Origin of the sequence: Granulicatella sp. zg-ZJ (genome assembly GCF_010892355.1) — a bacterium.
Lineage (GTDB): Bacteria > Bacillota > Bacilli > Lactobacillales > Aerococcaceae > WM01.
Window position 1 is genome coordinate 1 of the sequence record NZ_WNJY01000013.1, and the last position, 13,844, is coordinate 13,844.

At 34.7% G+C, this 13,844-nt stretch carries 10 protein-coding genes; 1 reads left to right on the plus strand and 9 read right to left on the minus strand.

The genetic code is table 11. From position 1 onward, the window contains the following. The 3 genes from GMA11_RS04900 to GMA11_RS04910 form a co-directional block, all read right to left on the minus strand. On the minus strand, nucleotides 1-3,783 hold a 3,783-nt coding region (locus GMA11_RS04900), incomplete at its 3' end, for an accessory Sec-dependent serine-rich glycoprotein adhesin (protein WP_163546107.1). 219 nt (nucleotides 3,784-4,002) lie between these two features. Further along, on the minus strand, nucleotides 4,003-5,574 hold the full coding sequence (locus tag GMA11_RS04905) for a peptide chain release factor 3 (protein ID WP_163546108.1): 1,572 nt from the start codon (nucleotides 5,572-5,574) through the stop codon (nucleotides 4,003-4,005). A gap of 40 nt (nucleotides 5,575-5,614) precedes the next feature. Further along, nucleotides 5,615-6,418 (minus strand): GNAT family N-acetyltransferase, encoded by an 804-nt coding sequence (locus GMA11_RS04910; RefSeq protein WP_163546109.1) that lies wholly within the window; start codon nucleotides 6,416-6,418, stop codon nucleotides 5,615-5,617. A gap of 85 nt (nucleotides 6,419-6,503) precedes the next feature. Here GMA11_RS04910 and GMA11_RS04915 point away from each other — a divergent pair, with 85 nt between their 5' ends. Further along, nucleotides 6,504-6,800, plus strand: a complete 297-nt coding sequence (locus tag GMA11_RS04915) for a DUF1827 family protein (protein ID WP_163546110.1) — start codon at nucleotides 6,504-6,506, stop codon at nucleotides 6,798-6,800. Between the two features lie 81 nt (nucleotides 6,801-6,881). Here GMA11_RS04915 and GMA11_RS04920 read toward each other — a convergent pair whose 3' ends face one another. From GMA11_RS04920 to glmM, 6 genes are all read right to left on the minus strand, one after another. Further along, nucleotides 6,882-7,898, minus strand: a complete 1,017-nt coding sequence (locus GMA11_RS04920) for a 2-hydroxyacid dehydrogenase (RefSeq protein ID WP_163546111.1) — start codon at nucleotides 7,896-7,898, stop codon at nucleotides 6,882-6,884. 133 nt (nucleotides 7,899-8,031) lie between these two features. After that, on the minus strand, nucleotides 8,032-9,114 hold the full coding sequence (locus GMA11_RS04925; RefSeq protein WP_163546112.1) for an AEC family transporter: 1,083 nt from the start codon (nucleotides 9,112-9,114) through the stop codon (nucleotides 8,032-8,034). Between the two features lie 225 nt (nucleotides 9,115-9,339). Next, nucleotides 9,340-10,017: a response regulator gene (locus GMA11_RS04930; RefSeq protein ID WP_163546113.1), complete on the minus strand. Its 678-nt coding sequence runs from the start codon at nucleotides 10,015-10,017 to the stop codon at nucleotides 9,340-9,342. A gap of 2 nt (nucleotides 10,018-10,019) precedes the next feature. Next, a complete protein-coding gene (locus GMA11_RS04935) occupies nucleotides 10,020-11,621 on the minus strand; it encodes an ATP-binding protein (protein ID WP_163546114.1) in 1,602 nt (533 codons plus the stop codon). Between the two features lie 104 nt (nucleotides 11,622-11,725). Then, nucleotides 11,726-12,463, minus strand: coding sequence for a M15 family metallopeptidase (locus GMA11_RS04940; protein WP_240332475.1), 738 nt, complete (start codon nucleotides 12,461-12,463; stop codon nucleotides 11,726-11,728). Then, entirely contained in the window at nucleotides 12,456-13,817 is a 1,362-nt protein-coding gene (gene glmM, locus GMA11_RS04945) for a phosphoglucosamine mutase (protein WP_163546115.1), read from the minus strand. Before glmM ends, GMA11_RS04940 begins: the two co-directional genes overlap by 8 nt. Nucleotides 13,818-13,844: the final 27 nt, after the last annotated feature.

Genomic DNA, 13,844 nt, shown 5'->3' on the forward strand with positions numbered 1-13,844 from the left:
ACTTGTTGATAAGCTTTCGCTTGTACTTAATGACTCACTTGTTGATAGGCTTTCGCTTGTACTTAGTGACTCACTTGTTGACAAGCTTTCACTTGTACTTAAGGATTGACTTGTTGATAGGCTTTCACTTGTACTCAATGACTCACTTGTCGATAAGCTTTCGCTTGTACTTAGTGACTCACTTGTTGATAGGCTTTCACTTGTACTCAATGACTCACTTGTTGACAAGCTTTCGCTTGTGCTTAGTGATTGACTTGTTGATAGGCTTTCACTTGTACTCAATGACTCACTTGTTGATAGGCTTTCACTTGTACTCAATGACTCACTCGTCGATAAGCTTTCGCTTGTGCTTAATGACTCACTTGTTGATAGGCTTTCACTTGTACTTAGTGACTCACTTGTTGATAGGCTTTCACTTGTACTCAATGACTCACTCGTTGATAAGCTTTCACTTGTACTTAAGGATTGGCTTGTTGACAAGCTTTCACTTGTGCTCAATGACTCACTCGTTGACAAGCTTTCACTTGTACTTAAGGATTGACTTGTCGATAAGCTTTCACTTGTACTTAAGGATTCACTTGTTGATAAGCTTTCACTTGTGCTTAGTGACTCACTTGTTGATAAGCTTTCACTTGTACTCAATGACTCACTTGTTGATAAGCTTTCACTTGTACTCAATGACTCACTTGTTGATAGGCTTTCGCTTGTACTTAAGGATTCACTTGTCGATAAGCTTTCACTTGTGCTTAATGACTCACTTGTTGATAGGCTTTCGCTTGTACTTAGTGACTCACTTGTTGACAAGCTTTCACTTGTACTTAAGGATTGACTTGTTGATAGGCTTTCACTTGTACTCAATGACTCACTTGTTGATAAGCTTTCGCTTGTACTTAGTGACTCACTTGTTGATAGGCTTTCACTTGTACTTAAGGATTGACTTGTTGATAAGCTTTCGCTTGTACTTAATGACTCACTTGTTGATAGGCTTTCGCTTGTACTTAGTGACTCACTTGTTGACAAGCTTTCACTTGTACTTAAGGATTGACTTGTTGATAGGCTTTCACTTGTACTCAATGACTCACTTGTCGATAAGCTTTCGCTTGTACTTAGTGACTCACTTGTTGATAGGCTTTCACTTGTACTCAATGACTCACTTGTTGACAAGCTTTCGCTTGTGCTTAGTGATTGACTTGTTGATAGGCTTTCACTTGTACTCAATGACTCACTTGTTGATAGGCTTTCACTTGTACTCAATGACTCACTCGTCGATAAGCTTTCGCTTGTGCTTAATGACTCACTTGTTGATAGGCTTTCACTTGTACTTAGTGACTCACTTGTTGATAGGCTTTCACTTGTACTCAATGACTCACTCGTTGATAAGCTTTCACTTGTACTTAAGGATTGGCTTGTTGACAAGCTTTCACTTGTGCTCAATGACTCACTCGTTGACAAGCTTTCACTTGTACTTAAGGATTGACTTGTCGATAAGCTTTCACTTGTACTTAAGGATTCACTTGTTGATAAGCTTTCACTTGTGCTTAGTGACTCACTTGTTGATAAGCTTTCACTTGTACTCAATGACTCACTTGTTGATAAGCTTTCACTTGTACTCAATGACTCACTTGTTGATAGGCTTTCGCTTGTACTTAAGGATTCACTTGTCGATAAGCTTTCACTTGTGCTTAATGACTCACTTGTTGATAGGCTTTCGCTTGTACTTAGTGACTCACTTGTTGACAAGCTTTCACTTGTACTTAAGGATTGACTTGTTGATAGGCTTTCACTTGTACTCAATGACTCACTTGTTGATAAGCTTTCGCTTGTACTTAGTGACTCACTTGTTGATAGGCTTTCACTTGTACTTAAGGATTGACTTGTTGATAGGCTTTCGCTTGTACTTAAGGATTGACTTGTTGACAAGCTTTCACTTGTACTTAAGGATTGGCTTGTTGACAAGCTTTCACTTGTGCTTAGTGATTGACTTGTCGATAAGCTTTCACTTGTACTTAAGGATTGACTTGTCGATAAGCTTTCACTTGTACTTAAGGATTGACTTGTCGATAAGCTTTCACTTGTACTTAAGGATTGGCTTGTTGACAAGCTTTCACTTGTACTCAATGACTCACTTGTTGATAAGCTTTCACTTGTGCTTAATGACTGACTTGTTGACAAGCTTTCACTTGTACTTAAGGATTGGCTTGTTGACAAGCTTTCACTTGTGCTTAGTGATTGACTTGTCGATAAGCTTTCACTTGTACTTAAGGATTGACTTGTCGATAAGCTTTCACTTGTGCTTAATGACTGACTTGTTGACAAGCTTTCACTTGTACTTAAGGATTGACTTGTCGATAAGCTTTCACTTGTACTTAAGGATTGGCTTGTTGACAAGCTTTCACTTGTGCTTAGTGATTGACTTGTCGATAAGCTTTCACTTGTACTTAAGGATTGACTTGTTGACAAGCTTTCACTTGTACTTAAGGATTGGCTTGTTGACAAGCTTTCACTTGTACTTAAGGATTGGCTTGTTGATAAGCTTTCACTTGTACTTAAGGATTGACTTGTCGATAAGCTTTCACTTGTACTTAAGGATTGGCTTGTTGACAAGCTTTCACTTGTGCTTAGTGATTGACTTGTCGATAAGCTTTCACTTGTGCTCAATGACTGACTTGTTGATAAGCTTTCACTTGTACTTAGTGACTGACTTGTTGACAAGCTTTCACTTGTACTTAAGGATTGACTTGTTGATAGGCTTTCACTTGTACTCAATGACTCACTCGTTGATAAGCTTTCACTTGTACTTAGTGACTCACTTGTTGACAAGCTTTCACTTGTGCTTAATGACTGACTTGTTGATAAGCTTTCACTTGTACTTAAGGATTCACTTGTTGACAAGCTTTCACTTGTACTTAATGACTCACTTGTTGACAAGCTTTCGCTTGTGCTCAATGATTGGCTTGTTGACAAGCTTTCACTTGTACTTAAGGATTGACTTGTCGATAAGCTTTCACTTGTACTTAATGACTCACTTGTTGACAAGCTTTCGCTTGTGCTTAGTGATTGACTTGTTGACAAGCTTTCACTTGTGCTTAATGACTGACTTGTTGACAAGCTTTCGCTTGTGCTTAATGATAAGCTTTTACTATCGACAGTTTCACCTGTTCTAAATGATGTTCCAGCAGGGATTGGTTGCCCTTGAAGTGCAGAACGAAACATGGCAGGACGAATGTCTACTAATTCATTATTGGCAGTTTCCGTTAATGTTGTATCTTTCTCATTTAAGAGTACTTCTGAGTGAGCTATCACTTCAGAATCAGATGTACTTAGTGATTCTGAGGTACTTTGAGATAATGATACACTTTCAGAATCAGACAATGATGCATCTTTTTCAGAAGATGCACTATCTTCCGTATTCTTTTCTGTTGTTAATACAACTTTCTCTTTATTCGCAATAACATTTTCTGTTTCAGCTACTTTTTCGATATAAGTTGTATCATCTTGGGCGTATGCTTGTGTTGATGTCACAATGGCAGTTCCACCAAGTAAAGCACCAGCTGTAGTTAGCCCTTTTAATAAATTGGCATTTGTTTTTTGTGTGTCTAATTCATCAATTTCTAAGGACGTAGTATCCACTAGTACTTCTGCTTTGGCACCACGAAACAGCCTAAACAACCCTATTTTTGATAGAGCAATTCGAATCCAGTTTTTGCCTGATTTATGCAATGCAAAACGCGTGACACGGTCTGTTTCAACAAATTCTCCATCATAAATTTTCTTTTTTTTCATAAACGACTTGTCGTATCCTTTCTTACTATATAGAATCTTTATTTTCACTTACCTTTTATTCGTAAAATAAACATTAACCGAATTATACCATACCCCCCCCCGAATGAAAATGGTTTTTCAATAAAAAAAGCACTTTTCAAAAAAAAATAATACGGAATTTCTCTTTTTATTGCTAAAAATAACAAAAAAGTACACAAATCAATGTGTACTTTCTTGTTATTATAATAATGTCATCAATTCAATATCTGGATATTTATCTATAAACCAACGTTCTGCAAAACTATTTTCAAATAAAAATACTGGATTTCCAAATCTATCCCTTGCTAGTAAATTCCGACTCGATGACATATTTGGATCTAAGTCTTCCTCTTTAATCCATCTTGCAATTTTATTTCCCATTGGTGTCATGACTACTTCGGAATTATATTCATTTAATAAGCGATATTGGAACACTTCAAATTGTAATTGCCCAACTGCTCCTAAAATATAATCTTCTGTATGATAAGTTTTGTATAATTGAATAGCTCCTTCTTGAACGAGCTGTTCAACACCTTTATGGAATGATTTTTGTTTCATGACATTTTTAGCTGTTACTTTCATAAAAATTTCTGGTGTAAATTGTGGTAAGGCTTCAAATTGCACTGCCTTTTTACCTGTATAAATGGTATCTCCAATTTGGAAATTTCCTGTATCGTATAGACCAATAATATCACCTGCAACAGCTGTTTGGACTGTTTCTCTAGAGTCTGCCATAAATTGTGTTGTATGCGATAGTTTCATTTTTTTATTGGTACGATTCACCACAACATCCATTCCTGGTGTAAATTCCCCTGAACAAATACGTACGAATGCTATTCTATCGCGGTGAGCAGGATTCATATTCGCTTGGATTTTAAAAATAAATCCTGTAAATTCAGGTGTATTTGGCTTAACAGCATCTCCTATCTCCGTTTTTGTTGGTTGAGGTTCTGGTGCAAAGTCAACATATGCATCTAAGAATGTTTGAACGCCAAAACCTGTTAAGGCTGATCCAAAAAATACAGGTGTTAATTCACCTTGTTCGATAGCTTCCTTAGAAAAGGCATTTCCTGCTTCATCTAATAATAAAATATCCTCTAATGCTTGATCATAAATAGATGATGTTTTGAATGTATAGTCACCGTCAACTTCACCACTATCATTCAGTGGTAAATAATCATTGCCTCCATTTTCTTCTGGATGAGTAAGCTCGACACGTTTATTGTAGCGGTCATACAATCCTAAAAAGTTTTTCCCCATTCCCATTGGCCAGTTCATTGGATAGGCGTGTATGCCTAAGACATCTTCTAATTCAGCAACTAATTCTAATGGTTCATGCCCGTCACGGTCTAATTTATTGATAAATGTAAAAATCGGAATACCTCTCATACGGCAAACTTTAAATAGTTTTTTTGTTTGTGGTTCAATCCCTTTAGCCGAATCAATAACCATAACGGCGCTGTCCACAGCCATTAACGTACGGTACGTATCTTCCGAAAAATCTTCGTGCCCTGGTGTATCGACAATATTAACGCGTTTTCCGTCATAATCCACTTGCATGACAGAACTTGTCACAGAAATACCACGTTGCTTTTCAATCTCCATCCAGTCAGACTTAGCAAATTTTCCTGTTTTCTTTCCTTTAACTGTTCCGGCTTGACGAATCGCTCCACCGTATAGTAGTAATTGTTCAGTAATCGTCGTTTTCCCTGCATCTGGATGCGATATAATGGCAAATGTGCGACGTTTTTGTATTTCACTCGTTAAACTCATTTTCTTCTCCTATTTCTTCTATTCACTCAAATCTTTTCTATTATACTTTATTTTTAGTATTTTTTAAATATGCATCATAGCTCGGTTGCGTGGAATATCCGACAAATTGTTGCAATAATAAAGCACGCATATCAGTACTATCTATTTCAACAAATAGTACATCGAATGTTTGTTGGTATGTGTATAAGACAGTTTCAATAAAATCAAGCATATCTGGTTTGCTTAATGTTCCGCCTATATAACAAATGGCAATGGTTTTTTCATCTACCTGTTCAGCAATCACATAGGCTGATGTGTCAAGAGTATAATAACAGTAGTGGGTCGTTACATCTTTAAGAAATACATCGTACCAGTCTTGTTTCGTTATTAGATTGCTCATAGGACTTACTTGCTCATGATTTTTACTATAATCTATGTAAAGTTGTTCTAATAAAATAGCAGGAATGGCAGAACCACATGATACAATATCAACCTTTGGACTTAAACATAACAAGGCTAGCGATGTGTCATATTCAAAACATTGCCGTCTGCGTTTAAACCCATTTTTTTGTAAAAACGAAACAGCGACATCTTCATCAGAATACACCGAACATTTTAATGTTTGTGAAGAATACTTTTCCAAACGCTTCAATAATGATGTACCAACACCTTTTCTTCTATGTGCATTTTCAACAAAGATAAATATCTCATCACAATAAGGATGATAGGGATTACGTCCTATAACCCCTGTCCCAATCACTTTTTCTTGTTCTTTAGCTGTAACAGCATATAAAAGATGTTCTTGTTGAAAAGGAACAGAGGATAAAATTGTTTGATGCCTTAAATTTTCAAAAAAATCATACATTTTTCCACCCGATTTCACAAAAAACCTTTATATTTTCACATTTTAGTATATAATAGAATTATATAAAATAAAAGAGGTGTTTTTTATGAGGCTTGTTAACATTACCAATAGTCATCCTCAACTTGTCAATGAACAATTAGCACATACCGATGCACAATTGGTTGAAATTTATTCACTTGGTCAAACAACTGTTATTTATACAGAAGCAAAAAAACACAATAATCTTGTGATTATCAATAAACAACGAAAAATTAAAGAATCTGAAATTGATTTTGTTTTAAATAAATTATTCAAAACGACAAAAGATGACAAGCGTCTTGAAGTGTTAACTTGCTCTTATTTTATTGAAATTTCTTTGGATAAAACAATCAGCGCTCATTAAAAAGAGCTCCTAAAAATAGATAAAAACAGAAAAACCATTCTTGCATTTGTAAGAATGGTTTTTCTGTTTTTGCTTTTTTGATTATTTTGCTTCAGGTAATTGAACAGCGTTTACTGTTTCACCTTTTGTTAACACATCATTTAAGTTATCAAAACTGATTTCAATCATATTTGATAATGCTTCGTCTGTGTTTGAACCAACGTGTGGTGTTACTAACACACGTGGATACATATCAACTAACTCACGAACTGTTTCATCTGGAATATCGCTTCCGTTTTCAAATGATTTGAAGAAGAATCGTGCTTCATCAGCGAATACGTCCGTTCCAAATCCGTCTAATTTACCAGATTTCAAAGCTTCTAAAATCGCTTTGTTGTCTTGTAATTCGCCACGGGCTGTATTGATTAAAATAGCACCGTCTTTCATTTTTGAAATAAATTCTGCATTTACCATATTGTCGTTTTGTCCTGGGAAATATGGCACATGAATACTTACAATATCACATTGGTTTAATAATTCATCTAATTCAACAAATTTAACCACTTGTTTTGCAGCATCACTTTGGAATACATCATATCCATAAACGTCTGCACCCAAGCCTTTAAATAATGATGCTTCTGTTAAACCAATTTTACCTGTTCCGATAATACCCACTTTACAGTTACGGATTTCTTTACTGAACATTGTACTATCCACACGGAAATCATAGTTTGATGTTTTATTAACAGTATGTGACACATGACGCAATAATGACATAGCTAATGTTAAAGCTAATTCTGCAATAGCATTTGGTGAATAACCTGGTACACGTGCAACTTTTAATCCTAAATCTGCAGCTGCTTGTAAATCAATATGGTTAAATCCAACAGTACGTGTAAATACGTATTTAATACCATAACTTGCAAATTTTTCTAAGTTTGCACGGTTACCTAAACAGTTCCCACGTAAAATCACAGCATCCATACCTTTTGCCTCTTCTGCATTGTTTGCTGTTAATAAGTCTTCAACTAATACTAAATCATAGTTGTATTTATTTAATTTTTCAAAATAAGGTACTTCATTTGGACGTACGCCATAACATACTACTTTAAATGCCATAATTATTCTCCTTTAATTTCAAATCGTTAATAATGCGAATTTTTTAATCCCTCGCATTGTCTATTATATCATTTTGTGATTGAAAAAAAAGTATTTCAAAAGCAAGAGCTTCAAAATACTTTTTTCACATACTTTATTTAAATAAACCTGTTGAACCAATAAGTTGTACAATAACAATCCAGATTGGTGTTAATACAACAGCTCCTAATGTTGCTAATAAAGAAGCGTTTGAAGCTAATACCGCATCTTTATCAAAGCTAATTGCATAAGCTGCTGCTACTGTTGCTGGTGGTGTTGCCATCATGACAACAACTGTACCTAAAGCTGTCAAGTCAACTGGTAGAATACCTGTCATTGTTAATACAGCTAAAATAGCAACGTTAAGTGCAGGAATAATCATCAATTTAACAAGAGTGTAGTACCATGTTGGTTTGTCTGCTAAAGCTTCTTTGAAGTCTACTGAACCTAAAGTTGAACCGATAGCCAACCATGCTAGTGGAGAACATAAACCTGCTAAATATGTTAAAATTTGTTTAAATTGTGGCAATGTGTGGTCAAAACGTAAGAATGCGTAGTTTTTCATAACCATTTCGCCTGTTTTTGCATCTTTCACAGCCACTGCTACTTGTGGTAAATACGCTTGGAATAACCAAATAAATAAACCTAAGAATGTCGCAATAACGATTGGATTTAAGAACATTGTTTTAATGTTTTTGCTTGTCATTTTCAAGCCACTCATTTTAATGTATCCATAAGAATACAAGAAAATACGATAACCAATGTTAAAAATTGATGCATATAATGTTCCAGTTGGACCATAAATCGCTGTAACAATAGGGATACCAAAGAATGTTGTTGAACCAAAAATTGATAACACACGCATTGTATCTTGTTGATCACCTTTAAATTTCGCAAATAATGGTTTTGATACAACAATCAATAGAATATAAACTAAAATACCCCAAATCAAAATGTTGATACCTTGTGTTAATTTCTTTTGATCAATATCTGCTAAAAATGAGTTAAAAGCTAATGCTGGTAATGATACTGTTAGTACAACATTTGTTAGCACTTTACCTGTATTTTCAGAGAAAAGATTTCTTTTACGACAGTAGTAACCTAATAAAATAATTGCAATACTTGAAATGATAGCTGTATTGATTTTTTCTGTCGCTAATGTTTTGACGAATATATCAATAATATTTCCGTTTTCCATAATAAACTCCTTTATCATAATATATCTAGTATGTACGTTTTTTCACATAATACTGACAAGAACTACTATACCCATTTGTGAAAGAATATTCAATTATAAAAAAGTATTTAAACTTATGTAAGTTATGTAAATGAAAATGTGATTTATTAAAAAACAACCATTTACAACAGCTTATAAACAACATTATATCAATGTTTTTGCTAACAGCGGGACACCTAACACAATTTATAGATTTTCTAATATATCCATGTTTTTTATTGTGTAAATAGATACCGGTCTGCCTAAGGTTAAATAATTAACATCTTCTAATAAAGCCTCTACGTCTACTAAATAATTCAAATATTTTTTTATGGTAATTCTAGAAATATCCAATTCATCTGCAATTTCTTGTGTCGTAAATCCACTTTGATGTGTCAGAATTTGAGCAATGACTTTTGCTAATGTAATTTTTGCTAATCCTTTTGGAAGAGAATCTAATGTCATTGTTTCTTTTTCAAAATTAAAGTATTTATCAATATTGTCTTGACTAATTTTTTCCTTAGATAACAAACCACAGTACACTTTTGCCTTTTCAATCGCTTGTGAAAACCGTTCAAACACAAAGGGCTTTACTAAATAATCGACAATGCCACTAGAAAGTGCTGTTTTCACAGTCATACTATCATTAGCTGCTGTAATCATGATGACTGCTAACCCTTTACAATGTTCTAAAAAAGACACCCCTTGTCCATCTGGTAAATAATTATCTAATAAAACAATATCAAATAGATAGTTTTCTAATTCTTGTTTCGCTTCTTTTAATGTTTTTACATGTTTGACATCATATTTTTCATCTAATCGTTTCACATATTCTTGATGAATCATCGCTACCATTGGGTCATCTTCAATAATCAATATACGCATGCTTATTCCTCCGTTATTGGTAACTCAATATTTATTCGTGTTCCTTTATCTACTTGACTAATCACATCAATCGTTCCACCATATTTTTGAACAATTGTTGCGACAGCTTCTAACCCATATCCTCTATTTGCCCCTTTTGTTGAATAACCTCTTTCAAAAATAATCTGTTTTAATGTCTCCGGAATACCTACTCCAGTATCTGTGACGGTACATAATACAACACGCTCGTCATCATTAGCCATCAAATAAACTTCAATCGTTTTTGTTGGGGTTGATTGTACAGCTTCCATAGCATTATCAATAAGAACACCTAAAATAATTGTTAAATCATGATATAAAGTATCTCTTCCTGCTTTTTGCTCAATCGCTGAATCAGAGTCAATCGTAAACGTAATATGTTGTTGACTTGCTTCTCTTGATTTACCAAGCAATAAACCAGTAATAGCAGGTACTTTTATTGTGTCTGATATATGCCCTATTTGTGCATGATAATCTTGTTTTAAATAGCTAATGTAGCTTTCAACTTCATCAAATAATCCTAAATCAATCAAGCCTTGCAAAACATGCATTTGATTCATAAAATGATGATTTTGAGCTCTTAGGCTATCATTATATTTTTCTGTTCCACTTAATTCTGTAATGAGTTGTTGCATATCAGATTGGTCCCTTAATGTGACAACAGCTCCATATAATTTTCTATGTAAATAAATAGGATTGCTATTCATTAAAAATTCTGTATCATTCACAATCATTTGCATATCGTGTTTAACTAGCTCTTTTTCTAAAGCATTTTTAAAAAACAAGTCGTATAAATCTTCTGGTAATGTTTTTCCTACTTCTAAAGACACTTTGATATTGGCTTTTTTTAATAATGCATTGGCACTACTATTGGCAAAAATAATACGTTTATCCAGCCCTATTCCTATAATCCCTTCGGTAACATGCTCTGAAATAAGTTCTTTTTCAATAACCGATTGAGCAATTTCTTCGGGTTCTAAATTTAACAACACTTTTTTTAACCATTTAGCAAAGAGTACTGCCAAAATCACCGCAACAAATAATCCTATACAAAGTGCTGTTAATAATTGGAGTTGTGCTTTCCAAATTTGAGCGGACACAGTTTTCTTAGTGTAGCCTACACAAACAACACCAATAATTGTACCGTCGTCATCATAAATAGACGTAAAAAATCGAATACCTTCTCCAAGCGTTCCTTTTTGTTCGCTATAATGATCACCAAGTGTTAATGTTGCACTAGCATCTTCAACATTTGAAAAAACACCTCCAACTAAATCAGAGGTCGGATGCGAATAACGAATGAAATCAATATCCATGACAACAATAAAATCAACTTGAGTTAATTTCATCACATCTAAAGCATATTCTTGAACAAAGATATCTTGTTTTCTTGATTTAATAATATTTTTTATTTTATCATTTTTTGAAACTAATTTTGCTGTTGATTTGATTTCTTCGGCAATGACATCATTTTCGCGTGTATAAATGTATTCACGCATAAACAAGGAGGTCATAAATAAAGAAACTGCCACAACAGAAACCATGAGTACAATCAATTTTGGGAGAATACCTATTTTTTTCATCATGCTTCATTCCTTACATCATTCACTTGATATTATATCTTTATTTACAAAAAGCCTTGTTTCTATTATAGGCGACATCGTCTATATAGAACAAGACTTTTTATTGATTATTCGTAATTCCCACCTGACACATTCAAGTATTCTTCTAAAGACTTACCTGATTCGTAAATTTCACCAGCTTGCTCTCCCACGTAACGAATATGCCAAGGTTCAGCTTGGTATCCTGTGAATGCTTCTTTTCCTTTTTGAAATCGAATAATGAAACCATATTCATGTGCATGTGTTGCTAACCACTCAACCGCTTGTGTATCATCTGGAGAGTCACCTAGTAATTGTCCGCTACCATTTAAAATATCGAATGCCAACCCTGATTGGTGTTCACTATGCCCTGGACGTGCAGAATAGGTGTCTGCCATTTCTACCCCATCACGTTTTACATAATTACCATATACTTCTTGTTGATATTCATAACTTCTAAAACCACTATATTGGTCAGAAATAGAAAATCCTTGAGCTTTCATATCCGCTTTTAAACGTTCTAATGCTGCTTTTGCTTGTGGATCTTCACCTTTATTATACGTGCTAGGTAATGGGTGCTTTTTATTCACGACTAAAATGCCATTCACAATTGTTACACCTTGTTCTTGGGCAACTGTCGTTGTCGTATTCGATACGTTTGTGCTAGATACTTTTGTCGTTTCAGACATACTTTGGCTTGATTGCTCCATTTTAACACTTGGTTTTTGCCATAAAAACCATATTGCTATAACGCCACTTAAGATTACTAAAACGCTGATAGACATCATTATTGGTAATTTACTTTTTCTTGCATGTCGTCTACTCATTTGACAATCCAATCTCTCTTTCTACCACTTCTGCAATACGGTGCACATAATCATCACAAAGCTCCTGCGTTGGTGCCTCTGCCATAATACGTAATAAAGGTTCAGTCCCCGACGGACGTACTAAAATGCGTCCCTCTCCATTCATTTCTGACTCAACTTGTTCTACAATTTCTTTAATGGCTGGTACAGACATCGCTTCATGTTTATTTGATACACGAATATTGACTAATAATTGTGGATATGTTGCAACTTCCGATGCTAATTCAGATAAAGTTTTACCAGTTTGTTTCATGACATTTAATAATTGGACACCCGTTAAAATACCATCTCCAGTTGTATTTAAATCTAAGAAGACAATATGCCCAGATTGTTCGCCACCTAAATTATAGTCGTTGGCACGCATTGCTTCAACGACATATCTATCGCCAACGGCTGTTTTTACTGTGTTCATACCAGCTTCTTCAATAGCTTTATGGAAACCTAAATTACTCATGACTGTTGATACAACGGTATTTTGTTTTAATAAGCCTCTTTCATATAAAAACTTACCACAAATAAACATAATTTTATCGCCATCAACAATTTGTCCAAACTCATCTACGGCAATCAAACGGTCACCGTCTCCGTCAAATGCTAACCCAACATCTGCTTGATTATCCAAGACGAATTGTTGTAAAGCTTGTGGATGTGTAGAACCAACATGATCATTTATATTAATACCGTTTGGTTTATTTCCCATGACAAAGAATTCTGTTTCTAAATCAGCAAATAAATTAGCTACTAAAGGTGTTGTTGCTCCATTTGCAGCATCCAAACAAACACGTAAACCAGATAAATCTCCTTCAATAGTTGACGCAACAAATTGTGTATACTTCATACTACCTTCTAGATATTGCTCTACGGTACCTAATCCGTCTGCACTTGGTCTAGGCAATGTGTCTTCTTGCTTATCTAGTAACGCTTCAATTTCAAGTTCTTGTTCGTCTGACAATTTAAAACCGTCTGAACCAAAAAACTTAATACCATTATCTTCTGCTGGATTATGAGAAGCAGAAATCATCACACCTGCAGCAACGTTTTGCACACGTGTTAAATATGCTACAGCAGGTGTTGAAATGACACCTAATTGCAATACTTCAATACCTACTGATAATAAACCAGAAATCAGTGCTTGTTCTAACATTTGCCCTGAAATACGAGGATCTCTTCCTACTAATACACGTGGGTGTGTTTCTTGTGAAGCGTGCTGTAATAAAACATATCCTCCACATCTTCCTAATTTAAAGGCTAATTCAGGTGTCAACTCACTGTTTGCTAAACCTCTAACACCATCTGTCCCAAAATATTTACCCATTTTCTTCTCCTTATGTTTCATTTTGTA

What these genes read in the sequence shown, in the direction of transcription:
- GMA11_RS04905 (WP_163546108.1), bottom strand. Translation starts at nt 5,574, where the DNA reads ATGAGTTTAACGAGTGAAATACAAAAACGTCGCACATTTGCCATTATA.
- GMA11_RS04910 (WP_163546109.1), bottom strand. Translation starts at nt 6,418, where the DNA reads ATGTATGATTTTTTTGAAAATTTAAGGCATCAAACAATTTTATCCTCT.
- GMA11_RS04915 (WP_163546110.1), top strand. Translation starts at nt 6,504, where the DNA reads ATGAGGCTTGTTAACATTACCAATAGTCATCCTCAACTTGTCAATGAA.
- GMA11_RS04920 (WP_163546111.1), bottom strand. Translation starts at nt 7,898, where the DNA reads ATGGCATTTAAAGTAGTATGTTATGGCGTACGTCCAAATGAAGTACCT.
- GMA11_RS04925 (WP_163546112.1), bottom strand. Translation starts at nt 9,114, where the DNA reads ATGGAAAACGGAAATATTATTGATATATTCGTCAAAACATTAGCGACA.
- GMA11_RS04930 (WP_163546113.1), bottom strand. Translation starts at nt 10,017, where the DNA reads ATGCGTATATTGATTATTGAAGATGACCCAATGGTAGCGATGATTCAT.
- GMA11_RS04935 (WP_163546114.1), bottom strand. Translation starts at nt 11,621, where the DNA reads ATGATGAAAAAAATAGGTATTCTCCCAAAATTGATTGTACTCATGGTT.
- GMA11_RS04940 (WP_240332475.1), bottom strand. Translation starts at nt 12,463, where the DNA reads ATGAGTAGACGACATGCAAGAAAAAGTAAATTACCAATAATGATGTCT.
- glmM (WP_163546115.1), bottom strand. Translation starts at nt 13,817, where the DNA reads ATGGGTAAATATTTTGGGACAGATGGTGTTAGAGGTTTAGCAAACAGT.